General features: G+C 55.6%; 38 protein-coding genes and 1 pseudogene. 36 read left to right on the forward strand and 3 right to left on the reverse strand.

Going from position 1 to position 21,998, the window contains the following annotated elements:
• The 3 genes and pseudogenes from AB1A64_RS00005 to tuf form a co-directional block, all read left to right on the forward strand.
• On the forward strand, nucleotides 1–76 hold a 76-nt coding region (locus AB1A64_RS00005), incomplete at its 5' end, for a hypothetical protein (protein WP_205964993.1).
• Nucleotides 77–203: 127 nt separating this feature from the next.
• On the forward strand, nucleotides 204–1,448 hold the full coding sequence (locus tag AB1A64_RS00010) for a cation:proton antiporter (protein WP_366549531.1): 1,245 nt from the start codon (nucleotides 204–206) through the stop codon (nucleotides 1,446–1,448).
• A 22-nt stretch (nucleotides 1,449–1,470) separates the two neighbouring features.
• Nucleotides 1,471–1,611, forward strand: a pseudogene (tuf, locus tag AB1A64_RS00015) (elongation factor Tu); the annotation flags it as partial.
• Between the two features lie 68 nt (nucleotides 1,612–1,679).
• Here tuf and AB1A64_RS00020 read toward each other — a convergent pair.
• Nucleotides 1,680–2,135 (reverse strand): hypothetical protein, encoded by a 456-nt coding sequence (locus AB1A64_RS00020; protein WP_366549532.1) that lies wholly within the window; start codon nucleotides 2,133–2,135, stop codon nucleotides 1,680–1,682.
• 227 nt (nucleotides 2,136–2,362) lie between these two features.
• Here AB1A64_RS00020 and rpsJ point away from each other — a divergent pair, with 227 nt between their 5' ends.
• From rpsJ to AB1A64_RS00045, 5 genes are all read left to right on the forward strand, one after another.
• On the forward strand, nucleotides 2,363–2,677 hold the full coding sequence (gene rpsJ, locus AB1A64_RS00025) for a 30S ribosomal protein S10 (RefSeq protein WP_008756422.1): 315 nt from the start codon (nucleotides 2,363–2,365) through the stop codon (nucleotides 2,675–2,677).
• A gap of 18 nt (nucleotides 2,678–2,695) precedes the next feature.
• Nucleotides 2,696–3,421 (forward strand): 50S ribosomal protein L3, encoded by a 726-nt coding sequence (gene rplC, locus AB1A64_RS00030; RefSeq protein ID WP_170334115.1) that lies wholly within the window; start codon nucleotides 2,696–2,698, stop codon nucleotides 3,419–3,421.
• Entirely contained in the window at nucleotides 3,418–4,035 is a 618-nt protein-coding gene (rplD, locus tag AB1A64_RS00035; RefSeq protein WP_170334382.1) for a 50S ribosomal protein L4, read from the forward strand. The genes rplC and rplD overlap by 4 nt, the downstream gene beginning before the upstream one ends.
• Nucleotides 4,032–4,328, forward strand: a complete 297-nt coding sequence (locus AB1A64_RS00040; RefSeq protein ID WP_058272362.1) for a 50S ribosomal protein L23 — start codon at nucleotides 4,032–4,034, stop codon at nucleotides 4,326–4,328. The genes rplD and AB1A64_RS00040 overlap by 4 nt, the downstream gene beginning before the upstream one ends.
• A 312-nt stretch (nucleotides 4,329–4,640) precedes the next feature.
• On the forward strand, nucleotides 4,641–5,342 hold the full coding sequence (locus AB1A64_RS00045) for a hypothetical protein (protein WP_366549533.1): 702 nt from the start codon (nucleotides 4,641–4,643) through the stop codon (nucleotides 5,340–5,342).
• Nucleotides 5,343–5,370: 28 nt separating this feature from the next.
• Here the strand turns inward: AB1A64_RS00045 and AB1A64_RS00050 are convergent, their stop codons facing one another.
• On the reverse strand, nucleotides 5,371–5,871 hold the full coding sequence (locus AB1A64_RS00050; RefSeq protein ID WP_366549534.1) for a MarR family transcriptional regulator: 501 nt from the start codon (nucleotides 5,869–5,871) through the stop codon (nucleotides 5,371–5,373).
• 39 nt (nucleotides 5,872–5,910) lie between these two features.
• On the opposite strand from AB1A64_RS00050, the gene AB1A64_RS00055 reads away from it, so the two are divergent.
• From AB1A64_RS00055 to rpmD, 23 genes are all read left to right on the forward strand, one after another.
• Entirely contained in the window at nucleotides 5,911–6,492 is a 582-nt protein-coding gene (locus AB1A64_RS00055) for a YceI family protein (protein WP_366549535.1), read from the forward strand.
• 258 nt (nucleotides 6,493–6,750) lie between these two features.
• A complete protein-coding gene (locus AB1A64_RS00060; RefSeq protein WP_366549536.1) occupies nucleotides 6,751–7,785 on the forward strand; it encodes a fatty acid desaturase in 1,035 nt (344 codons plus the stop codon).
• Between the two features lie 671 nt (nucleotides 7,786–8,456).
• On the forward strand, nucleotides 8,457–8,645 hold the full coding sequence (locus AB1A64_RS00065; protein ID WP_366550233.1) for an excalibur calcium-binding domain-containing protein: 189 nt from the start codon (nucleotides 8,457–8,459) through the stop codon (nucleotides 8,643–8,645).
• Between the two features lie 231 nt (nucleotides 8,646–8,876).
• Nucleotides 8,877–9,719 (forward strand): 50S ribosomal protein L2, encoded by an 843-nt coding sequence (gene rplB / locus AB1A64_RS00070; RefSeq protein WP_170356688.1) that lies wholly within the window; start codon nucleotides 8,877–8,879, stop codon nucleotides 9,717–9,719.
• Between the two features lie 3 nt (nucleotides 9,720–9,722).
• Nucleotides 9,723–10,001 carry a 30S ribosomal protein S19 gene (rpsS, locus tag AB1A64_RS00075; protein WP_005980699.1) on the forward strand — a complete coding sequence of 93 codons (279 nt, stop codon included), beginning with the start codon at nucleotides 9,723–9,725 and terminating at the stop codon, nucleotides 9,999–10,001.
• A gap of 3 nt (nucleotides 10,002–10,004) precedes the next feature.
• Nucleotides 10,005–10,385, forward strand: coding sequence for a 50S ribosomal protein L22 (rplV, locus tag AB1A64_RS00080; RefSeq protein ID WP_039538267.1), 381 nt, complete (start codon nucleotides 10,005–10,007; stop codon nucleotides 10,383–10,385).
• Nucleotides 10,385–11,095, forward strand: coding sequence for a 30S ribosomal protein S3 (gene rpsC, locus AB1A64_RS00085; RefSeq protein ID WP_008758042.1), 711 nt, complete (start codon nucleotides 10,385–10,387; stop codon nucleotides 11,093–11,095). Before rplV ends, rpsC begins: the two co-directional genes overlap by 1 nt.
• A gap of 12 nt (nucleotides 11,096–11,107) precedes the next feature.
• Nucleotides 11,108–11,521: a 50S ribosomal protein L16 gene (rplP, locus tag AB1A64_RS00090; RefSeq protein ID WP_058283513.1), complete on the forward strand. Its 414-nt coding sequence runs from the start codon at nucleotides 11,108–11,110 to the stop codon at nucleotides 11,519–11,521.
• A 166-nt stretch (nucleotides 11,522–11,687) separates the two neighbouring features.
• On the forward strand, nucleotides 11,688–12,236 hold the full coding sequence (locus tag AB1A64_RS00095; protein WP_366549537.1) for an amino acid synthesis family protein: 549 nt from the start codon (nucleotides 11,688–11,690) through the stop codon (nucleotides 12,234–12,236).
• 50 nt (nucleotides 12,237–12,286) lie between these two features.
• Nucleotides 12,287–12,907, forward strand: coding sequence for a 2OG-Fe(II) oxygenase family protein (locus tag AB1A64_RS00100; protein ID WP_366549538.1), 621 nt, complete (start codon nucleotides 12,287–12,289; stop codon nucleotides 12,905–12,907).
• Between the two features lie 256 nt (nucleotides 12,908–13,163).
• The gene (locus tag AB1A64_RS00105; protein ID WP_010437077.1) at nucleotides 13,164–13,370 is read left to right on the forward strand and encodes a cold-shock protein; all 207 of its coding nucleotides are present in this window, start codon (nucleotides 13,164–13,166) and stop codon (nucleotides 13,368–13,370) included.
• A 195-nt stretch (nucleotides 13,371–13,565) separates the two neighbouring features.
• Entirely contained in the window at nucleotides 13,566–13,991 is a 426-nt protein-coding gene (locus tag AB1A64_RS00110; RefSeq protein WP_058283509.1) for an ester cyclase, read from the forward strand.
• A gap of 194 nt (nucleotides 13,992–14,185) precedes the next feature.
• Nucleotides 14,186–14,392, forward strand: a complete 207-nt coding sequence (rpmC, locus tag AB1A64_RS00115) for a 50S ribosomal protein L29 (protein WP_037311745.1) — start codon at nucleotides 14,186–14,188, stop codon at nucleotides 14,390–14,392.
• A gap of 4 nt (nucleotides 14,393–14,396) precedes the next feature.
• Nucleotides 14,397–14,627 (forward strand): 30S ribosomal protein S17, encoded by a 231-nt coding sequence (rpsQ, locus tag AB1A64_RS00120; protein ID WP_058272371.1) that lies wholly within the window; start codon nucleotides 14,397–14,399, stop codon nucleotides 14,625–14,627.
• A gap of 76 nt (nucleotides 14,628–14,703) precedes the next feature.
• Nucleotides 14,704–15,072, forward strand: a complete 369-nt coding sequence (rplN, locus tag AB1A64_RS00125) for a 50S ribosomal protein L14 (RefSeq protein ID WP_008757934.1) — start codon at nucleotides 14,704–14,706, stop codon at nucleotides 15,070–15,072.
• Between the two features lie 2 nt (nucleotides 15,073–15,074).
• Nucleotides 15,075–15,386: a 50S ribosomal protein L24 gene (gene rplX / locus AB1A64_RS00130; RefSeq protein WP_008755589.1), complete on the forward strand. Its 312-nt coding sequence runs from the start codon at nucleotides 15,075–15,077 to the stop codon at nucleotides 15,384–15,386.
• A complete protein-coding gene (gene rplE / locus AB1A64_RS00135) occupies nucleotides 15,379–15,939 on the forward strand; it encodes a 50S ribosomal protein L5 (RefSeq protein ID WP_170334098.1) in 561 nt (186 codons plus the stop codon). The genes rplX and rplE overlap by 8 nt, the downstream gene beginning before the upstream one ends.
• A gap of 19 nt (nucleotides 15,940–15,958) precedes the next feature.
• The gene (gene rpsN, locus AB1A64_RS00140; RefSeq protein WP_010437098.1) at nucleotides 15,959–16,264 is read left to right on the forward strand and encodes a 30S ribosomal protein S14; all 306 of its coding nucleotides are present in this window, start codon (nucleotides 15,959–15,961) and stop codon (nucleotides 16,262–16,264) included.
• Between the two features lie 13 nt (nucleotides 16,265–16,277).
• A complete protein-coding gene (rpsH, locus tag AB1A64_RS00145; RefSeq protein WP_008757119.1) occupies nucleotides 16,278–16,670 on the forward strand; it encodes a 30S ribosomal protein S8 in 393 nt (130 codons plus the stop codon).
• 12 nt (nucleotides 16,671–16,682) lie between these two features.
• Nucleotides 16,683–17,216, forward strand: a complete 534-nt coding sequence (rplF, locus tag AB1A64_RS00150; protein ID WP_010437101.1) for a 50S ribosomal protein L6 — start codon at nucleotides 16,683–16,685, stop codon at nucleotides 17,214–17,216.
• Between the two features lie 11 nt (nucleotides 17,217–17,227).
• Entirely contained in the window at nucleotides 17,228–17,587 is a 360-nt protein-coding gene (gene rplR, locus AB1A64_RS00155) for a 50S ribosomal protein L18 (protein ID WP_058283506.1), read from the forward strand.
• Nucleotides 17,588–17,703: 116 nt separating this feature from the next.
• Nucleotides 17,704–18,273 carry a 30S ribosomal protein S5 gene (rpsE, locus tag AB1A64_RS00160; RefSeq protein ID WP_058283505.1) on the forward strand — a complete coding sequence of 190 codons (570 nt, stop codon included), beginning with the start codon at nucleotides 17,704–17,706 and terminating at the stop codon, nucleotides 18,271–18,273.
• 12 nt (nucleotides 18,274–18,285) lie between these two features.
• Nucleotides 18,286–18,474 carry a 50S ribosomal protein L30 gene (gene rpmD / locus AB1A64_RS00165; RefSeq protein WP_008757946.1) on the forward strand — a complete coding sequence of 63 codons (189 nt, stop codon included), beginning with the start codon at nucleotides 18,286–18,288 and terminating at the stop codon, nucleotides 18,472–18,474.
• A gap of 102 nt (nucleotides 18,475–18,576) precedes the next feature.
• Here the strand turns inward: rpmD and AB1A64_RS00170 are convergent, their stop codons facing one another.
• Nucleotides 18,577–19,008 carry a MarR family winged helix-turn-helix transcriptional regulator gene (locus tag AB1A64_RS00170; protein ID WP_366550234.1) on the reverse strand — a complete coding sequence of 144 codons (432 nt, stop codon included), beginning with the start codon at nucleotides 19,006–19,008 and terminating at the stop codon, nucleotides 18,577–18,579.
• A 77-nt stretch (nucleotides 19,009–19,085) separates the two neighbouring features.
• Here AB1A64_RS00170 and AB1A64_RS00175 point away from each other — a divergent pair, with 77 nt between their 5' ends.
• The 5 genes from AB1A64_RS00175 to rplO all read left to right on the forward strand — a co-directional run bounded on the left by AB1A64_RS00175 (nucleotide 19,086) and on the right by rplO (nucleotide 21,967).
• Nucleotides 19,086–19,454: an antibiotic biosynthesis monooxygenase family protein gene (locus AB1A64_RS00175; RefSeq protein ID WP_366549539.1), complete on the forward strand. Its 369-nt coding sequence runs from the start codon at nucleotides 19,086–19,088 to the stop codon at nucleotides 19,452–19,454.
• A gap of 21 nt (nucleotides 19,455–19,475) precedes the next feature.
• Nucleotides 19,476–19,934 (forward strand): hypothetical protein, encoded by a 459-nt coding sequence (locus AB1A64_RS00180; RefSeq protein ID WP_366549540.1) that lies wholly within the window; start codon nucleotides 19,476–19,478, stop codon nucleotides 19,932–19,934.
• Between the two features lie 169 nt (nucleotides 19,935–20,103).
• On the forward strand, nucleotides 20,104–20,316 hold the full coding sequence (locus tag AB1A64_RS00185; protein WP_366549541.1) for a DUF1127 domain-containing protein: 213 nt from the start codon (nucleotides 20,104–20,106) through the stop codon (nucleotides 20,314–20,316).
• A 193-nt stretch (nucleotides 20,317–20,509) separates the two neighbouring features.
• Complete coding sequence (locus tag AB1A64_RS00190) at nucleotides 20,510–21,349, forward strand: hypothetical protein (protein ID WP_366549542.1); 840 nt, start codon at nucleotides 20,510–20,512, stop codon at nucleotides 21,347–21,349.
• A gap of 144 nt (nucleotides 21,350–21,493) precedes the next feature.
• On the forward strand, nucleotides 21,494–21,967 hold the full coding sequence (gene rplO / locus AB1A64_RS00195) for a 50S ribosomal protein L15 (RefSeq protein ID WP_366549543.1): 474 nt from the start codon (nucleotides 21,494–21,496) through the stop codon (nucleotides 21,965–21,967).
• The last annotated feature ends 31 nt before the right edge of the window (nucleotides 21,968–21,998 follow it).

Genomic DNA, 21,998 nt, shown 5'->3' on the forward strand with positions numbered 1-21,998 from the left:
AAACGGCCTGCGTTTCGCCATCCGCGAAGGCGGCCGCACCGTCGGCGCCGGCGTTGTGTCGAAAATCATCGAGTAAGGCGCTTACGCCAATACTCAAAGAAAGGGCGTCCCAAGGGGCGCCCTTTTTGCTTGGATATCGGTTCCTAGGCACGAAAAAAGTGCCGCTTGTGTAAGATAACTCCACAAGCAATATTTGAACCTATATGGAAAACTATCTTTTTCTGTCTTTCATTCTTCTTGGGACGGGCATTGCCATTGTCCCGGTCGCCGTTTGGCTTGGTCTTGGGTCGGTTCTGGGTTTCCTGATTGCCGGAATGCTGCTTGGCCCCGTCTTGTCGGCGCTAAGTGTCGATGTTGGCAGCCTTGAGCGGTTTGCCGAATTTGGCGTTGTTATGATGCTGTTTCTGATTGGTCTGGAACTGGCGCCCAAAAAGCTTTGGGATTTGCGCAAAAGGCTTTTGGGGTTGGGCGGTTTGCAACTGGTTTGTACCTCTCTTGCTGTAATGGGGTTGGCGATGGCGCTGGGGCAGCCGTGGCAGGCGGCCTTGACCATCGGGTTGATATTTTCATTGTCGTCCACGGCTATCGTGTTGCAAACACTGCATGAAAAAGGGCTTCTTATGGGAGCCGGAGGGCAATCCAGCTTTTCGGTTCTGTTGATGCAGGATATTGTGGTGATCCCAATTCTGGCGCTTCTGCCGTTGCTGGCAGTGCCGGAGCTTGCCGCAATGGGGGGAGGGGCCGTCAGTCACGGGCCCACGACAAGCACCGGACTTTCACTGAATCTTGTGCAAGGCATGCCCGGATGGCTGAGGGCGCTTGTCACGCTTGGCTCGATCATATTGGTGATTGTCGGCGGGGCCTACCTGACCGGGCCGGTGTTCCGATATGTCGAATCCGCCAAACTGCCCGAACTGTTCACAGCCATGGCCTTGACCCTGGTGGTCGGTGTTGCCGTGCTGATGATGGCCGTTGGTCTGACGCCTGCATTGGGAGCGTTCATTGCCGGGGTGGTGTTGGCCAACAGCGAATATCGCACCGCGCTTGAAAAAGAGATCACCCCGTTCAAAGGGCTGTTCTTGGGGCTGTTCTTCGTCAGCGTCGGAGCCTCGGTGAACTTCAGATTGATGGTCGAAAATATAGGCCTGGTTGTCTCGCTGACCCTTGGGGTGATGGCCATAAAGGCGGTGATCCTTTTTGCTCTGGGCCGATTGTTCGGTGTGTCCGGAGCGAACAATTGGCTGTTTGCACTGGGAATGGCGCAGGCCGGAGAGTTCGGCTTTGTGCTGCTGTCCTTCTCGGTCGCAACCCATGTGCTGAGCGCCGATCTGGCGAACACCTTGATCATTGTCGTTGCCTTGTCGATGGTGCTGACGCCGTTGTTTTTCTTGTTTTACGATAAGGTGATTGCGCCCAGGTACGTGCCGGTACAACCGTCAGAGAGTTAGCGACATCTCGGCCTTGGCCGTAGGCTCCGAGATGGTCATGCACGGCGACAACGTCGGCTTCACCGTCGAGCTGATCGCACCAATCGCGATGGAAGACGGCTTGCGTTTCGCCATCCGCGAAGGCGGCCGCACCTTCGGCACCGTGTCGAAGATTATTGAATAATTCGCGCAAGCGAATGATCAGACGGAAAGGGCGTCCCTTGGGACGCCTTTTTCTTGTTTAGGTGCCGTTCAACCGAGACTACGCCATAAGGTTATCAGCCAAATTGTTGTCGGGAATACTACTAAAAATAAAGTCGCAGCCGAAAGGCAGGGAGCAAACAGGAAAATTAACATCGTCTTCAAATTGGGTGCTTGTAGCAAGCCGAACCATGCGCCGCTAAATGCAAAGAAAAGCAAGGTCACCACAAGAACGATTAGACCGATCATGGTGGCGCAAATCACAATCTGCCGGCCGCTAGTGTGGTTTCCGAAGCGCCTGAAATACAATATTGCCGACACGAATGCACCGATCGCAAACGGTAACAACATCAAAGATATCTGTGCAACCGTTCCCGCGACACCAAAACGCCCGAATGGTACGCCTCGAGGTATGCCCATAAGATCGTGGGAAAATATAGAAATAAGATAAGATACCGCGATGCCGGGTATCAAGAATAGCCAAAACTGCCAGAATGACTTTGCCACTATCTCTCCCCGCATTGAATAGCCACCTTTTTTGCATAGTGGTCATGTCGTCGTTTTGAGAAAGGCAGGTAATACCCCCTTGCCAAACCCCGCCAACCCCACTAATACGCGCGAGTTCTCAACAAGAACGTCAAGGCGGGGTGATTCCCGCCTTTTGGGTTCGAAGAGGGTTGGCGATGCGCGTCTGTCCTCCTCTCAACCTCAACGCCTGATAAAAGGCTGTTAATATGCAAAGCCAAAACATCCGTATTCGGCTGAAGGCATTTGACTATCGCGTTCTGGACGCCAGCACGCAAGAGATCGTCAACACTGCCAAGCGGACCGGCGCGAACGTGCGCGGCCCGATCCCGCTGCCGAACAAGATTGAGAAGTTCACGGTTCTCCGTGGCCCTCACGTTGACAAGAAATCCCGCGACCAGTTCGAGATCCGTACGCACAAGCGTCTGCTCGACATCGTTGATCCGACCCCCCAGACCGTTGACGCGCTGATGAAGCTCGACCTCGCTGCTGGTGTGGACGTCGAGATCAAGCTGCAGTCGTAAGATCGGAGGGTATAGATTATGCGCTCTGGTATTATCGCAAAAAAAGTTGGCATGACCCGCCTGTTCATGGAAGACGGCAAGCAGATCCCTGTGACAGTTCTTCACCTGGACAACCTGCAGGTTGTTGCACAGCGCACCGCAGACAAAGACGGCTACACCGCCGTTCAGCTGGGCGCCGGTGCTGCCAAGGCAAAACGCACCTCAAAGGCCATGCGCGGTCACTACGCCGCTGCAAAGGTTGAGCCCAAGCGTAAGCTGGCCGAGTTCCGCGTCTCCGAAGATGGCCTGATCGATGTGGGCGCCGAGATTTCGGCCGAACACTTCCTGGAAGGTCAGAAGGTTGACGTTTCGGGTACCTCGATCGGTAAAGGCTTTGCCGGTGCGATGAAGCGCCACAACTTCGGTGGTCTGCGCGCCTCGCACGGTGTTTCGATCAGCCACCGTTCGCACGGTTCGACCGGTCAGTGTCAGGACCCGGGCAAGGTGTTCAAAGGCAAGAAGATGGCCGGTCACATGGGTGCTGCCCGTGTAACCACCCAGAACCTGGAAGTCGTCAAAACCGACGCCGACCGTGGTCTGGTCTTCATCAAAGGCGCCGTTCCCGGACCGAAATCGGGCTGGGTCACCGTCAAGGACGCCGTCAAGAAGAAAGCACCGGAAGGCCTGCCTTTCCCGGCTGCTGTGAAATCGGCTGCAACCGAAGCACCTGCGGAAGAAGCACCCGCGGAAGGTGGTGAAGCATGAAACTTGATGTAATCAAACTGGACGGCGGTAAAGCCGGCAACATCGAGCTGGATGCAGACCTGTTCGGCCTGGAGCCGCGCGCGGACATCCTGCACCGTGTGGTCCGTTGGCAGCGCAACAATGCGCAGGCCGGCACCCACAAGGTCAAGACCCGCTCGGAAACCAGCTACTCGACCAAGAAGATCTATCGCCAGAAGGGCACCGGTGGCGCACGCCATGGTGACCGCAACGCGCCGATCTTCCGCAAGGGTGGTATCTACAAGGGCCCGACCCCTCGTTCGCACGGCCACGACCTGCCGAAAAAGTTCCGCAAGCTTGGCCTGCGCCACGCTCTGTCGGCCAAAGCCAAAGCAGGTGAGCTGGTTGTGATCGAGAACGCCGAAGCCGAAGGCAAGACTGCCGCTCTGGCCAAACAGGTTGCAAACCTGGGCTGGAAACGCGCTCTGGTCATCGACGGTGCGACCGTGAACGAAGGTTTCCTGAAGGCGTCGCGCAACATCGAAGGTCTGGATATCCTGCCGTCGATGGGTGCAAATGTTTATGACATCCTCAAGCGTGACACTCTGGTGCTCACCAAAGCGGCTGTCGAAGCACTGGAGGCTCGTCTGAAATGAGCGCGAAGGCAGAACACTACGACGTGATCCGCAAGCCGATCATCACCGAAAAGTCGACCATGGCGTCCGAAAATGGCGCGATTGTCTTTGAAGTGGCGATCGACAGCAACAAACCGCAGATCAAAGAAGCGGTTGAATCGCTGTTCGGTGTCAAGGTGAAGGCGGTGAACACCACCATCACCAAAGGCAAGGTCAAGCGGTTCCGCGGCCAGTTGGGCAAGCGGAAAGACGTCAAAAAAGCATATGTGACCCTGGAAGAGGGTAACACCATCGACGTGTCGACCGGTCTCTGATCCGGTTACACCAAGCGGTGAGAACATGATCAGGCTTCGCCCCCGAAAGGTGGGCGGAGCCTTTTTACGTTCGGGTTAGGAAGCTGCCGTGTCCAGAGCAGGAACGGGTGCCTGACGGCAAGCCGTTAGCGCAGCGTTACTGGCGTTCTTTCGCCGCAGACCCGTGACAGGGGAGCGGACTGCGTTATCTTCAGCAGGGAACGGGGCAATAGGATGAAGATCATTCTGTTGATTGGGCGGTGACTATGGGGTGGAGCGCCCAAGCGTTTTGACTGATGCGCCGAATGCTTCGGAAATAATAGGTACGGTCAAATGAACAAACGTGGAGGAAACAAATCAATCTCTGTGAATTCGGACCGTTATGCGCGCAAGCAGGGGTCCATTACCCAGCGCTTGCTGCGGCTTTTAACGGGGTCAGTGGACCCTGCCGTTGACGCTGTTTCGAGTTCCCAAGCTGAAGCCAAACGCAATCAGTTACTGGGGCAGATGCGGGTTTTCGGCGCCGAGCCATACTTTCAGATCGCTGATGAAAATCTCGGGCTTTTGTCCGTATTCGATGATCTGAAATATGACAGGGCGGATGTCGACATGGTTTCTCCGGCGATGCGGAGACATGTTATCGGCAAGCTCGGGCCGCTGGGGTTTCGTCAGATCTCGGGCACGGTACTAGAACATCCGCAGGCTGATATGCGCGTGTACATCCCCAAGTTCCACGCCCTTGGGGCGTCACCCTTCGATATCACCCGCTATACCGACAAACGGTCGCAGGATTTTTGCCTGCTGACGCCGACCCAAGTGGCTTGTCAGTTTATCGACCATTACGAGTTAGATGACGCAGTGCAGAGGGTCGAAGCGCTGATTGTGAAGCATCCGATCAACCTGCTCAAGCTGGCGGATTATCTTGAGGGGAAACCCAAGCACCGCGCCTTTCGCGAGGTGTTGGGCCATATCAAACTAAAGCAGCGCATTGCGGTTGAATCTGAACCACTGTGTCGCAGGCGATCATTGGGGTGATCGTCGATCTGGGTCTTTGCTGTTTCGTTCAATCCGCCTGACGTCCGGTGGACGCAAGGAACGTCTGCCAACCCTCGGCACCGCCAAGTATGCGCATCTTTTCATGCAGCAGCGGTCCGTAGATTTTCCACATACGTTTACGCAGCTCTATGCCCTTATCTGTAATCTGCAGCATTTTACCGCGCCGGTCCCCGGCATAAGAAACGAACTCGATCAACCCCTCAGAAACCATTCGTCTGCTGAGATGAGACAAGTTCGACTGCTCAAAAATGGTGTCTTGTGCAAGTTCAAAAGGGCGCAGCCTTCCTCCGTGCCGCTCAAGCGACCATAGCAAGTCATACCATTTCAGCGGCGGCAGGCCCGCATCTTTCAAGGCTGAACTGATTTCTGATTGGATAAGCCGGGTTGTCCGGTTCATGGCCACCCAGATGTCTGTTTCCAATGGGGTTGGCAGATCGTTCTTCACAACTTTGTGTGCGCTCCAAATCTGATTGCTGTTGGCTGCAAATTCAACTAGATGAAAATTCATCTAAAAACCAGCCCCATTACAGATGAAAGGAACATCATGATGACTTTCAAATCTATGATCGCCGCCGTTGCCGTAACTGTTGCCGTCACCCCGGCCTTTGCGCAGACCTACAAAACCGACCAGGGGCATACCGAGGTGCGCTTTGGCTGGAGCCATGCGGGCGTGTCCAACCAGCATGCTGAGTTCACCAAAGCCGATGGTGTGCTGGACCTGAACGCGGATGATGTCGAGGCATCGACCCTGAACGTGACGATTGACACAAACAGCCTGTCTTCGGGCTTTGGTCCGCTGGATGACCACCTGAAGTCAGCGGATTTCTTTGAGGTCGAAACCTACCCCGAGATCACCTTTGTCAGCACAGGGATTGCGCGGACCGGAGACACAACGGCGGATGTGACCGGTGACCTGACCATCCACGGCGTGACCAAACCCGTGACCCTGAAAGCGACGTTAACCCATCAGGGCGAGCACCCGCTAGGCAGCGCCATCGAATACTACGCGGGCGATTGGGTGGCCTTCACGGCAGAGGGCGAGATTGACCACATGGAGTTCGGTGTGGGGCCATTCTCGACCGGGCCGATCAGCATCATGATCGCGACAGAGATGAAGGCGGACGGCTAATTTTACGGTCGACCGAGCCGTCGGACTGGCGTCAAAAACACATATGTACGTGGAACGGATGACGCCATCGACGATTTCACCTGCCTAGATCTGACCCGACATCGGACAATTGAACAAGGCCCCCGTGACTTCGGGGGCCTTTTTTGAGCGGCAGCACCATAAATTGAACGCCAAACATCGCGATTGGTTCAGAATCAGGTTGCTATGTTGGTGTGGTCGTCTATCCGGTGTGCAGAAAGAAAAAGATATGGCAGGCACATGACGGAAACCAATCTCTCGACCTCGGCAAAGCCGGATGTGACCGCCGCGCGTGACTGGGTGACGACGCTTGCCAAATATCGCGAACCGAACCAGTTGCGCAGTTGGTTCGAGCTTGGCGTCAGCATCATCCCATTCATCGCATTGTGGGCAGTGTCGTGGATGTTCCTGTCCGTCAGCTATTGGCTTGCTTTTGCAGTTTCGGTCCTCAACGCGGCTTTCCTGTTGCGCCTGTTCGCCATTCAGCACGATTGCGGGCACGGGGCTTTCTTCACGAACCGAACGGTCAGTGACTGGGTCGGGCGGGTGATCGGAGTGCTGACTCTGACGCCCTATGATGTCTGGCGCCGTACGCATTCCACGCACCACAATTCTTCGGGCAATCTGGACAAGCGGGGGATGGGTGACATCCACACGCTGACGGTGGCCGAATACCGCGCGATGACGTCGATGAACCGTTTTTGGTACCGGGTGTATCGGCACCCGATTACCCTGTTTGGCTTTGGTCCCGGGTATCTGTTCCTGCTTCAGAACCGACTACCGCTTGGCCTGACGGGTATTCCGAAATTCTGGGTCAGTGCGATGGTCACAAATCTGGCCATTCTGACCGTGTTAGGGGCCATCTACTATTTTGGCGGCATGATGCCGATGGTGCTGATATTCCTGCCCTCGACCCTGATTGCCGCGGCGGCCGGCGTCTGGCTGTTCTACGTGCAGCACCAATTTGAAGAGACGCAATGGGACCCCGATAGGGATTGGCAACTGCACGAGGCCGCCTTGCACGGAAGCTCGCACTATATCCTGCCGTCCGTGCTGCAGTGGTTCAGCGCCAATATCGGTATTCACCACGTGCACCACCTGTACAGCCGCATTCCGTTCTATCGCCTGACCGAGGTGCTGCGCGATCATGATGAGCTGGCAAACAGCAACCGGATGACCATCCGCGAAAGTCTCGCCAACGCGCGGCTGCACCTGTGGGACGAAAAGAACCGCCGCCTCTTGTCCTTCGCCGAGGCAAAGGCGCTGTATGGGTAAAGGGGCAAGCCGCTCTAACCCGAGACCCGCCCGAGCAACGCGATGAGCCGTGCCAGTGACTGCCCGCGGGATGGCGCCGCAACGGCTGAACAGCGCGCTTTATGGTGCCAAATACATCCGAACTTTTAGCGAGGCGCAAACCTCTCCAAAGCGGCAGCTGGCCGGGACGGGCAGCCGCTGGCGCGGCGGCCTTCGGCCTTGTCCCGCGCTAAAAAGCTATTTGAAGAGGCCTTAATTGTGGTCTTATAGGTGGCTATGTATAGGTCGTTTCAGATTGCTAAGTTATTAGAGTCACGACATTAGTTTCACGCAGATATAGATTTGAGAGTTTATTGTGAGGAGTTTTCTCCCAGTTGGAATATTTGTAGCGCTTTTGTCCGGTTGCGCTGCTTCGACTACTAGTTTGATTTATGCTCAGAAAAGCACTGGTATTTTGTGGTTGGAGCAAAGTCTCGAACGAGACCCGCTAAAATTGGCGGTGATTGAGGCAGAGCTTGGAACCCGTGGCGAAACACACTCCGGTCTTTACAATCATCTTGGGAGGTGGACGAGCAGTGCAGTGGGGCAAACACGGTATCAAAAGAACAATACGCAGAAAACGAGCATAGACTGTGCAAGCTGTAGTGATTTCGCTTCGTCGGCAGGGGCTCAGAAGTTCTTTCTTGCTTCGGGTGGCCCCCGTGCACGACCCGCACAACTTGGATGGTGACGGTGACGGATTGGCCTGTGAGTGGGGAACTCAGCTAAAGCGCATAAACCGGAAGTATAAATATACCCCAAAACGTAGAACGTCCTCTCGCTGCTACGTAGGTCCAAGAGGGGGTACCTACACGATCACTGCCAGCGGGCGAAAAAACTAAGGCGGTTGTTAGTCAACCGCGAATTTTGCCATTGGTGCATAAGCAGTGTGTTCCCTATAGACACCCACCCCCAACCCTGTTACACGCTCTCAATCTTGCGGCCTCGGATTCGTTCCGGGGCCTCTGATATTTGTAACCGGGGACCTTCGGGGCCCTATACCCTTGGCACCTACGGGGGCCTATCACATAGCAGGGAAACCCCCTGCACTTGCTAAACGGAAGACAGAAAGCATGGCACTTAAGTCGTACAAGCCGACGACGCCGGGCCAGCGCGGGCTGGTGCTGATCGACCGTTCGGAGCTTTGGAAAGGACGTCCGGTCAAGTCTCTCACTGAGGGTTTGACCAAATCGGGCGGCCGGAACAACACCGGACGGATCACTTCACGCCGCCGCGGCGGTGGCGCAAAGCGTCTCTACCGGATCGTTGACTTCAAACGGAACAAATTTGATGTCGCGGCAACCGTCGAACGGATCGAATATGACCCGAACCGGACCGCATTCATCGCACTGGTAAAATACGAAGACGGCGAGCAGGCATATATCCTGGCTCCGCAGCGTCTGGCTGTTGGTGACAAAGTCATCGCGTCGGCGAAAGCTGACATCAAGCCGGGCAACGCAATGCCGTTCTCGGGCATGCCCATCGGTACCATCGTCCACAACATCGAGATGAAGCCTGGTAAAGGTGGTCAGATCGCACGTGCGGCCGGTACTTACGCTCAGTTCGTTGGCCGCGATGGCGGCTACGCTCAGATCCGTCTGAGCTCGGGCGAGCTGCGCATGGTCCGTCAGGAATGCATGGCCACCGTCGGTGCCGTGTCCAACCCCGACAACAGCAACCAAAACCTCGGTAAAGCCGGTCGTATGCGCCACAAAGGCGTGCGTCCGTCGGTTCGTGGTGTTGCAATGAACCCGATCGATCACCCGCACGGTGGTGGTGAAGGTCGTACCTCGGGTGGCCGTACACCGGTTACACCGTGGGGTAAGGACACCAAGGGTAAGCGTACCCGCAACAAGAACAAAGCGTCCCAGAAGCTGATCATCCGCTCGCGGCACGCCAAGAAGAAGGGACGTTAATCTATGTCTCGCTCTGTTTGGAAGGGTCCTTTCGTCGATGCTTACGTGCTGAAAAAAGCCGAAGCCGCGCGCGAGTCGGGCCGCAACGAAGTCATCAAAATCTGGTCGCGTCGTTCCACCATTCTGCCCCAGTTCGTGGGTTTGACCTTTGGTGTGTACAACGGCCAGAAGCATATCCCCGTAAACGTCTCGGAAGACATGATCGGTCAGAAGTTCGGTGAATACTCGCCAACTCGTACCTATTACGGTCACGCCGCTGACAAAAAAGCGAAGCGGAAGTAAGTCATGGGCAAGGAAAAGAACCCCCGCCGCGTGGCTGAAAACGAAGCAATGGCGAAAACGCGCATGCTTCGCACCAGCCCGCAGAAACTGAACCTGGTTGCGCAAATGATCCGCGGCAAGAAAGTTGAGAAGGCTCTGACCGACCTGACTTTCTCGAACAAGCGTGTCGCGCAGGACGTTAAGAAGTGCCTGCAGTCCGCAATCGCGAATGCCGAAAACAACCACAACCTGGACGTTGACGAGCTGATCGTCGCCGAAGCATGGGTTGGCAAAAACCTGGTCATGAAACGCGGTCGTCCGCGTGCCCGTGGCCGTTTCGGCAAGATCATGAAGCCGTTCTCGGAGATCACCATCAAGGTGCGTCAAGTTGAGGAGCAAGCCTAATGGGTCATAAAGTAAATCCGATCGGCATGCGCCTGCAGGTCAACCGCACCTGGGACAGCCGCTGGTACGCCGACACCAAGGACTACGGTGATCTTCTGTTGGAAGACCTCAAGATCCGTGAGTTCATCAACAAAGAATGCAAGCAGGCCGGTGTTGCCCGTGTGATCATCGAACGTCCGCACAAGAAGTGCCGCGTTACGATCCACACAGCACGTCCCGGTGTCATCATCGGCAAGAAAGGTGCAGACATCGAAGTTCTGCGTAAAAAGCTTGCTCGTATGACCGACAGCGAACTGCACCTGAACATCGTCGAAGTGCGCAAGCCCGAGCTTGACGCGCAGCTGGTTGCCGAGTCCATCGCTCAGCAGCTGGAACGTCGTGTTTCGTTCCGTCGCGCAATGAAGCGCTCGGTTCAGAACGCCATGCGTATGGGCGCCCTGGGTATCCGGGTGAACGTCGCTGGTCGTCTGGGCGGCGCCGAGATCGCACGGACCGAGTGGTATCGCGAAGGCCGCGTGCCTCTGCACACCCTGCGTGCCGACATCGATTACGCACATGCCGAAGCGATGACCCCCTACGGGATCATCGGGATCAAGGTCTGGATCTTCAAAGGTGAGATCATGGAGCACGATCCGCAGGCACGTGACCGTAAAGCACAGGAACTCCAGGACGGCCCTGCACCTCGTGGTGCTGGTGGCGGTCGTCGCTAAGGAGGGAAAGATATGCTTCAACCAAAGCGTACTAAATTCCGCAAGATGCACAAAGGCCGGATCAAGGGTCTCGCCAAGGGCGGCTCTGATCTGAACTTTGGCACCTACGGCCTGAAAGCTCTTGAGCCTGAGCGTGTAACTGCACGCCAGATCGAAGCTGCACGTCGTGCCATGACGCGTCACATGAAGCGTCAGGGCCGTGTCTGGATCCGCATCTTCCCCGACACTCCGGTCACTGCAAAGCCGATCGAAGTTCGTATGGGTAAAGGTAAAGGTTCGGTCGACCGCTGGGCATGCAAGGTCAAGCCTGGCCGCGTGATGTTCGAGATCGACGGCGTCAATGACGACATCGCCCGCGAGGCCCTGCGTCTGGCCGCGATGAAGCTGCCGATCAAGACCCGCGTTGTGGTCCGCGAAGACTGGTAAGCGACCCGGGGGCAACCCTGTTCGTGACAAGATCGACCCCCGTCGGGACACCGGCGGGGGTTTTCTTTTGCGTCAGCCTTCTGTGGTCCCTCCCACCGATCCGGAAAAAAATGTCGACGTTTATCCATTGCCTCCATAGGCTACTCGGATTGGTTGGGAGGGTCTTATGTTTCAGCTACGTAAGAAAGTGTTCGTTAAAGAGGTCATAACCTCCGACCAGTTTGGGCAACCATGCGCTCCAGTCTGCCGAGTTGCAGCTTTGGCTGTCATACAGAACCCGCTGGCCGGTAAATTCTCGGAAGACTTGTCCGAGTTGTTCGAAATTGGGGGAATGCTTGGGGCAGATCTTGCTGCCGAGGCTGTTTCTCAACTCGACCGTGCCCCGATTTCCTACGGTAAAGCAGCGATTGTGGGCGCGAATGGCGATCTCGAACAAGGTGGCGCATTGATCCATCCGAAACTTGGTGCCCCGATGCGCGCATCAGCAGGTGGAGGTGAAGCCGTCATCCCATCGAATGCCAAACTTGGGGCGCCGGGATGTGCGATTGATCTGCCCCTCGGGCACAAGGACAATCCGTGGTCCTTTGACCATTTCGATACCATGACGCTGAGCATTCCCGACGCGCCGAAACCGGATGAGATTGTCATGTGTCTGGCCTACGCGGATGGCGGGCGCCCGATCCCGCGCTGCGGCTCGGGGCCGATCAAAAACTAAGGGCTGGCGGGGGCTGGCCTTGGATAAGGGCTTGGGCTATGCCCCCAATCATGGCACAGATTGAATCACTCTTCGTAACCCGTCTTTATCGCGCAGCTTTGTCCGAGTTTGATCCCAAGATCGACGCGGAAGAGTTGGAAAGTTCCTGCCTTGTCATTGCCGAGGATGATGAGGCCGGGCAGGAATGGTGTGAGGAGAACGGCTATCCTGGTTACACCAGCTATGCCTCGCTGACCGATCTGCCCTGGCGGTTCCCGATTTTCGCCGATCTGGTTGCAGCTCTGGATAAACACGTGGCGGCCTTTGCCAAGGATCTGGAGTTTGATCTGGGCGAGGGCGAGCTGAAGCTGGAGGACCTGTGGATTAACATCCTGCCCGAGGGCGGGATGCACTCCAGCCACCTGCACCCGCACAGTGTGATTTCGGGCACCACTTATGTGGCGATGCCCGAAGGGGCCAGCGCGTTGAAGCTGGAAGACCCCCGCTCGGGCCGCATGATGGCGGCACCTACGCGTTTGAAATTTGGACGGCGGGACTTGCAGCCGTTCATCTATATGAAACCGCAGGTGGGCGACGTTCTGCTGTGGGAAAGCTGGCTGCGCCACGAGGTGCCGATGAACATGGCCGAGGAAGAGCGGATTAGTGTTAGCTTTAACTACAAGTGGGAATGAGCCCCGGTTCCCCGTACGGTAATTGGACCAGCAGAGCAATTGCGCGGCGAACAGGCAGTTTTCCTGCCAATCACATTTCACCTCGCGTTGTCGAAAAACCTTGCAATATGAGCGGCCATGAACCATGTGGGGCACGCTTACGTTTTTCTTTTTCGACCACTGTCTCCTGAATTTTGGCGTTCAGTCTCTCGATCCAGACCGACCACGCCGCGCTGTCGCAATCCCGCGGACAGCAATTTTATAGGATATTACGGATATGGCCAATGGCACCGTAAAATGGTTCAACACAACTAAAGGTTTTGGCTTCATCGCACCGGAGACCGGTGGCAAAGACGTGTTTGTACACATCTCTGCTGTCGAGCGCTCGGGTCTGACCGGCCTGGCCGACGACCAGAAAGTGACATTCGACATCGAACCCGGCCGTGACGGTCGCGAGTCGGCTGTGAACATCGCTCTGGCGTAAGTCACTCAGACTTTGACAGTTGAAGACGCGGTCTTGTGAAAACGAGGCCGCGTTTTGCGTTTCCAACCAAAATACAAAAAATTCTGGATAGTGTTACGAAACTTCTCCGGATGAATTCGTCAAACTCAATGTGAGAAACCTGAAGCCTACTCATATACAATCCTGTATGCTCCATGGATCACAGAGGTATCCAGTATGAAAGAAACTGAACGGGTGGTTCGCCAATTCCATGAAAGTTGGGGGATGCGGGATCCTGATCGCGGGGCCGAGGTGATTGCCGAAGATTGTCAGTTCGAAGATGTTGCTCGTGAGGAAAAGCAACTTGGCAAGCTGGCCTATAAAGAGGATTACGAGCGTTGGCGAAAGGCATTCCCGGATGGAGAATGCATCGTGGATAATGTGATCGTCAGCGAGTGCGGTGAATGGGCGATCGTAGAGTTCCACAATACCGGAACCCACACTGGTGTTCTGCATTCAAGCCTCGGTGATTTCGAACCAACCGGAAAGCGATACGAAGTGCGCTATTGCTCAGTAATGCGGGTAATAGGTGGCATGGTTGTTGAAGGACGAGACTATTATGACAGCGCCACTATCGTACGACATCTAGGTTTGGTGAAGTAAGCAGCGACTAGCCTGTTAGTGTAGGCAGAGGATTCCTAAACTTTTCCTTGCCACCTACCCGCTAACCCCCTATAGAGCGGCATCTTGCGTTCCCCCGGCTGAGTCGGGGGATTCGTATGTCTATCATTCATCCACCAGGTCAAAGGTGACCCGTGTACGGGGCCTTCTGGTGTTTTGAGCAAAGGAAAAAGGCGATGAACGCCCAAGAACTGCGTGACAAGACCCCGGACCAGCTCCGCGAGGAACTGGCCAACCTGAAGAAAGAAAGCTTTAACCTGCGCTTTCAACAGGCAACCGGTCAGCTGGAAAGCACCGCCGGCATCAAAGCGGCCCGCCGCAACGCTGCCCGCGTCAAAACCATCCTGAACGAAAAGGCCGCTGCTGCGGCATCGGAGGAGTAATCCTATGCCCAAGCGTATCCTGTCCGGCACCGTAACCAGCGATGCCAACGCACAGACTGTAACCGTATCTGTCGAGCGCCGCTTTACGCATCCGGTTCTGAAGAAAACCATCCGTAAGTCCAAGAAATACCGGGCTCACGATGAAAAGAACGCCTTCAAGGTCGGCGACTCTGTACGCATCATCGAATGCGCGCCGAAATCGAAGACGAAACGTTGGGAAGTTCTGGAAGCGTAAGTTTCCGGGATTTTCCCATTTGTCGAAACCCTGGGGGATCTAATTAGACCAGCCCCCACAGGTCGGGAGAAACCACATGATCCAGATGCAGACCAATCTGGATGTCGCTGACAACTCCGGCGCACGCCGAGTTCAGTGCATCAAGGTCCTGGGTGGTTCCAAGCGTAAATACGCCTCCGTCGGCGACATCATTGTCGTCTCGGTGAAGGAAGCCATCCCACGCGGCCGCGTAAAGAAAGGTGACGTCCGTAAGGCCGTCGTCGTACGCACCGCCAAAGAAGTCCGTCGCGAAGACGGCACCGCGATCCGTTTTGATCGCAACGCCGCCGTCATCCTGAACAACAACAACGAGCCCGTAGGTACCCGTATCTTTGGCCCCGTTGTTCGCGAACTGCGTGGCAAGAACTTCATGAAAATCATCTCGCTGGCTCCGGAGGTGCTGTAATCATGGCTGCTAAACTCCGCAAAGGCGACAAGGTCGTCGTACTGGCCGGCAAGGACAAGGGCAAAGAGGGTACTATTACCTCGGTTGACCCGAAAGCCGGTAAAGCTGTTGTCGACGGCATCAACATCGCCATCCGCCACACCCGCCAGACCCAGAACAGCCAAGGCGGCCGTTTGCCCCAGGCAAACCCGATCGAGCTGTCGAATCTGGCTCTGCTGGACGCAAACGGCAAAGCAACCCGCGTTGGCTTCCGCATGGAAGGTGACAAGAAGGTCCGCTTCGCCAAGACCACAGGGGACGTGATCGATGCTTGATAACGCAACCTACACCCCGCGTCTGAAAGCTCAGTACGCTGAAACTATCCGTGCCGCTCTGAAAGAAGAGTTCGGCTACAAGAACGACATGCAGCTGCCCAAGCTGGAAAAAATCGTTCTGAACATCGGCTGTGGTGCTGAGGCGGTTAAAGATTCCAAGAAAGCCAAGGCGGCTGTCGAGGATTTGACTGCGATTGCCGGTCAACAGGCCGTTGCAACCAAGGCGAAAAAGTCGATCGCGGGTTTCCGCGTCCGTGAAGACATGCCGCTGGGTGCGAAAGTGACCCTGCGCGGTGACCGGATGTACGAATTCCTGGATCGTCTGATCACCATCGCGATGCCGCGCGTTCGTGACTTCCGCGGTGTTAAGCCGTCTTTCGATGGTCAGGGCAACTTTGCCATGGGCATGAAAGAGCACATCGTGTTCCCCGAAATCGATTTCGACAAGGTCGACGAAGTCTGGGGCATGGACATCGTAATTGCCACCACAGCGAAAACCGACGCTGAAGCAAAGGCACTGTTGAAAGCATTCAACATGCCCTTCAACGCATAAGCGCCGGGAGGATTAAGACATGGCTAAAAAAGCAATGATCGAACGCGAGAAGAAGCGCGAACGCCTGGTGGCCAAATATGCCGCAAAGCGTGCCGAGCTGAAAGAAATCGCGAATGACGAGAGCAAGCCGATGGAAGAGCGTTTCAAAGCGCGTCTGAAACTGGCGAAACTGCCGCGCAACAGCTCGGCTACTCGTTTGCACAACCGCTGTCAGCTGACCGGTCGTCCCCACGCTTACTACCGTAAGCTGAAGGTCAGCCGTATCGCGCTGCGCGAGCTGGGTTCTGCTGGTCAGATCCCCGGCATGGTGAAATCGAGCTGGTAAGGGAGACATAGATATGAATGATCCTATCGGCGATATGCTCACCCGTATCCGCAACGCGCAAATGCGCGGCAAGTCCACTGTTTCCACCCCAGCTTCTAAGCTGCGCGGTTGGGTTCTGGACGTGCTGGCGGACGAAGGTTACATCCGTGGCTACGAAGCGACGACCGGTGAAAACGGTCATCCGGCCATCGAAATCAGCCTGAAATACTACGAAGGCACCCCTGTTATTCGCGAACTGAAGCGGGTCTCGAAGCCCGGTCGTCGCGTGTACATGGGCGTCAATGACATCCCGCAGGTCCGTCAGGGTCTGGGCGTGTCGATTGTCAGCACTCCGAAAGGTGTGATGTCGGACCAGAATGCTCGCTCCAACAATGTTGGCGGCGAAGTACTCTGCACCGTCTTCTAAGGAGGTCTGTCAATGTCTCGTATTGGTAAAAAACCGGTCGAGCTGCCCAGCGGCGTTTCCGCCTCTGTGTCGGGTCAGACCATCGAAGTGAAAGGTCCGAAAGGCACCCGCAGCTTCACCGCAACCGATGACGTAACGCTGTCGGTCGAAGACAACGTTGTGCAGATCAACCCTCGTGGGATGTCCAAGCGCGCGCGCCAGCAGTGGGGCATGAGCCGCACTATGGTTGCCAATCTGGTTGAAGGCGTCACCAACGGCTTCAAAAAGGAGCTGGAGATCCAGGGTGTTGGTTACCGGGCTCAGATGCAGGGCAACACCCTGAAGCTGAACCTCGGCTATAGCCACGACGTTGATTTCACCGCTCCGGAAGGTGTCACCATCACCGCGCCGAAGCAGACCGAGATCGTTGTGGAAGGTATCGACCAGCAGCAGGTGGGCGAAGTCGCGGCCAAAATCCGCGAATGGCGCCGCCCCGAGCCGTACAAAGGCAAGGGCATCCGCTATAAGGGCGAGTTCATCTTCCGCAAAGAAGGCAAGAAGAAGTAAGGACGCAAACCATGGCAAACAGCAAAAGAACCCTGTTTCTGAAGCGCCGCCTGCGCGTTCGGAACAAACTTCGCAAGGTCAACGCGGGTCGTCCGCGTCTGTCCGTACACCGTTCGAACAAGAACATCTCTGTTCAGCTGATCGACGACGTGCGTGGCGTGACCCTGGCCTCGGCCTCGACCCTGGAAAAAGATCTGGGAGTTGTTGGCAAGAACAACGTCGAAGCGGCCACCAAAGTGGGCGCGGCCATCGCCGAGCGTGCCAAGAAGGCAGGCGTCGAAGAGGCCTATTTCGATCGTGGCGGCTTCCTGTTCCACGGCAAAGTGAAGGCCCTGGCCGACGCTGCGCGTGAAGGCGGTCTGAAGATCTAAGACTTGCGGGCAGCTTAGCGGCTGCCCCGATGATCCGGGGGCCTCGGCAACAGTCGGGGCTCACTTGGATTGAACAAACGGCGCCGATTGCGCCATGTAAGAGAAGGGATGCCAAAATGGCAGAACGTGAAAACCGCCGGGGCCGTGGTCGTGACCGCGACGAAGCACCGGAATTCGCAGATCGTCTGGTTGCGATCAACCGTGTGTCGAAAACTGTAAAAGGTGGTAAGCGCTTTGGCTTCGCCGCTCTGGTGGTTGTCGGCGATCAGAAAGGCCGCGTCGGCTTTGGCAAAGGTAAAGCGAAAGAAGTACCTGAAGCCATCCGTAAAGCGACCGAGCAAGCCAAGCGTCAGATGATCCGCGTGCAACTGCGCGAAGGTCGGACCCTGCACCACGACATCGAAGGCCGTCACGGCGCCGGTAAAGTGGTTATGCGCACCGCACCTGAAGGTACTGGTATCATCGCCGGTGGTCCGATGCGTGCCGTGTTCGAAATGCTGGGCGTCAAGGACGTTGTGTCCAAGTCGCTGGGCTCGCAGAACCCGTACAACATGATCCGCGCCACCATCAACGGCCTGCAGAAAGAGCAGAGCCCGCGTTCGGTTGCACAGCGTCGTGGCAAAAAGGTTGCTGACATCCTGCCCAAGCGGGACGAAGCACCGGCCGCTGCTGAAGCAGAAGCATAAGGAGAGCGACCCATGGCAAAAACCATCGTCGTCAAGCAGATCGGTTCCCCGATCCGCCGCCCCGCTGAACAGCGCGCGACCCTGATCGGTCTGGGCCTGAACAAAATGCACAAGACCCGTGAACTGGAGGATACTCCTTCGGTCCGTGGCATGGTCAACAAGATCCCGCATCTGGTTGAGATCATCGAAGAACGCGGTTAAGCGCGACATCTTCGAAAAGTTAGAAACGCCTCCGGTATTTCGGGGGCGTTTTGTCATTTAAGGGTTATGACGGTCTCTTAGTTTAATCGATGTGGCGTCAGCTCAATCTGAACGCATTTTTCCTATTATGCGGCGCATATAGTCCATGAAGTGTGCTTGTTCAGTTTCACTCAATACCTGTAGGGCTTCGGCATTTACGCTTTGAGCAGACTCATAGGCGCTGTTTCGAATTGCGGTGGCCTTCTCAGTCAACCAAATCATTTGGGCTCTGGCGTCAGCGGGGTTCTTTGTTCTTTTGATCAAGCCGTCGCGTTCCATTCGGTTGAGCGTGTTCGCCAGGGTCGCTTGTTCGACATCAATTTTGCCCAGCAATTCTTTTTGCGTCACGCCGTCTTTGAGCCAAAGCTGCAGTAAAATCGGAAATTGCCCGACAACGATGCCCAAGGGCGCAATGCGCTGCTGCAATTCCTTCGCAAACAACCGCGCCATGTGATTGACCAGGTATCCGGCCGAGTTTTCTTTTTCAAAGTTCATGTTCAAGATTTACACTTGAATAGCAAGCTATGCAATATTACATAGCTTGCTATGAAAAAAAATTGAGAGGAATCGACATGGCTCGTATCGAAGAATTGGACAATATCGTCACGCTGGCAGATCAGATGCAGACCGAAGAAGGTCCGATAGTGCTGATCAACCTGTTTACAGTGGACGCCAAAGACAAAGAGGCGCTGCTGAAGGCCTGGGCGCATGATGCAGATTTCATGAAATCTCAGCCAGGATATATTTCTACCCAGCTCCATCAGGGCGTCGCTGGCAGTTCGACCTTTGTGAACTACGCGATCTGGCAGGACGTCCAAAGTTTTCGCGACGCATTTACCCATCCCGAGTTTCAGCGCCGGATCGCGGACTATCCAGATAGTGCTGTGGCGCGGCCACATCTTGTTCGAAAGCTCGCAGTTGAAAACCATTGCGTCGCCTGATGCGATAACCGGAGTAGCAACATGTTAAGAATCATCCACCCCATCGCCGGAGTATTAGGTTTTCTTACAATCCTCGTTTTCTGGACATCCACCTTGTGCAGCGAGTTGTTTGCAACCCATGCGACCGTCGCCGCGGTAAAATCCATGATCGTCAGCGGTTTGTTTATTCTGGTGCCAGCAATGGTGATTGTCGGTGCATCCGGCATGTCTCTTGGGCGTCGCCGCAAAGATGTCCAGGCGCTCGCCAAGAAGAAACGGATGCCGATCATAGCGATGAACGGACTTCTCATCCTTGTTCCCGCCGCCATCTACCTTAGCGCAAAAGCAAACGCGGGATCATTCGACACCAGCTTTTATATTGTGCAAGTCGTTGAACTGATCGCTGGCGCCACCAATCTGACGTTGATGGGGCTTAGTATTCGGGATGGCCGTGCGATGACCGCCCGCAGAAGAAGTGCGCGAAAGCAGAAAAGCCGTTAAGGTCCCAATTAAGCACAGCGCCCCGCATAGCTATTCAATGCACGCATAGCGGCTAGACCGAAATCTTCGTTGTTAGCGATATCGAACACTCCTATCTGAACCCTGTCCAAACAAGGAACACACAAGGAAACATCGGGGAATACGCCTCGATCAGGAAAGGAATTCAGATATGGCTTATACAGCAACAACCACTCACGGCATTACACTGTTTGCTCGCATCGCTGACTTTGCAGCAAAGGTAAAAGAGGCTTACATCCTGCGCGCCGAATACAACCGGACCTATTCGGAATTGCAGGGTCTGACCGATCGCGAACTGAATGATATCGGCGTGCGTCGCTGCGATATCAAAGACATCGCTTATGATCACGTTTACTGCTCGTAAACTCACAGTTTGAACAACTCACCCAGAGGCGCCTTTTGGCGCCTCTTTTGGTTTGGGATGTGCAACGACGGCACATTTCGTGGGAATTCCCCGTGTCCTGGTTGAAAGAGTTGGCGTTATCGGTCAAGGGATGAATGGCTTGCCACTGATGTTTCAAGAAAGGGCGTGTTAGGTGCGGGAATACCAAATCGGGATGCTTTGGATCGACGGCGCGCTGAGCTTTCTCGAACAACTGTGTATCAAATCCTTTCTGGATGTGGGGCAGCACGTACGTTTGTATACATATGGCCCGGTTGCAAATATCCCCGACGGCGTAGAAATACGTGATGCGCGTGAAATTCTGCCGGACAATGAAATTATCCTGCATCAGCGAACGGGCAGCCCGGCCTTACATTCGGATAAATTTCGTGTGCGGATGCTGGCGCAGGAGGATGACATTATCTGGGCGGATACCGATGCGTATTGTGTTAAGCCGTTCACAACAGATCAGGGACATCTTCACGGCTGGCTGGCGCCGCATGAAATCAACGGTGGGGTGTTGGCATTACCAAAAGACAGCCCAACTCTCTATGACCTGATCGAGTATACCAACGACCCGTACCGCCTTCCACATTGGTTGCCGCCGAAACATCGTGCCGTGCTGGTCCAAAGCGCGCTGGCCGGTGATCGAAAGCACGCCAGCGAGATGCCTTGGGGAATCTGGGGGCCGCGTGCTTTGACGTGGCTGTTACAACAGAACAAGGAAGCCCGGTTTTCCAAGCCGCAAGAGGTTTTGTATCCCGTTGGGTATAAGGATCGGCGCACCATGATGCGAGCCTCAGGAGGCGCAGAACGCTTCATCACGGATAACACCATGTCGATCCATTTCTATGGGCGGCGTATGCGTGCGTTCATCCGCACCAGATTTGGTGGTATTCCGCATCCCAATAGCCTGGTTGGTATACTGGCGGAGAAGCACGGTATCGATCCACATGCGGCACCGCTCGTCCCCAGGGTCGTTTCCGAAGAAAATATGTCCCAGGACGACGCATGATCCAAGACCCGGACGTGGGCTTGCCAAGTGGGGTCAAGCGGCCTATACGCCTGCGGTGGCCTTGTGCCATACGAATCAAAACCAAGAAACGCCGCGGTTGGCCCATCACGCTTCGGGGGTCACATCCGGCTTAGGAGAAGCGATATGAAACTGCATGAATTGCGCGACAATCCTGGCGCCACACCGAAACGCACCCGCGTTGGCCGTGGTCCCGGTTCCGGCAAAGGTAAAATGGGTGGCCGTGGTATCAAAGGCCAGAAATCCCGTTCGGGTGTGGCCATCAATGGCTATGAAGGCGGCCAGATGCCGCTGTACCAACGCCTACCCAAGCGTGGCTTCAACAAGCCGAACCGCAAGGAATTCGCCGTTATCAACCTGGGTTTGATCCAGAAATTCGTCGACGCCGGCAAGCTGGACGCCAAAGCTGCGATCACCGAGGACGCACTGGTTGCGTCCGGTCTGGTTCGTCGTAAGCTGGACGGCATCCGCGTTCTGGCCAAAGGCGAAATCAGCACCAAGCTGAACCTGGAAGTCACCGGTGCTTCGAAAGCTGCCGTTGACGCAGTCGAAAAAGCGGGCGGTTCACTGACGGTCACAAAAGCTGCTGCGGCAGAGTAAGCGCTTGTGAGCGGGCCAAGACCCGCTTACA

It is taken from the genome of Ruegeria sp. ANG10 (genome assembly GCF_040705255.1).
In the GTDB taxonomy this organism is placed as follows: Bacteria; Pseudomonadota; Alphaproteobacteria; order Rhodobacterales; family Rhodobacteraceae; genus Ruegeria.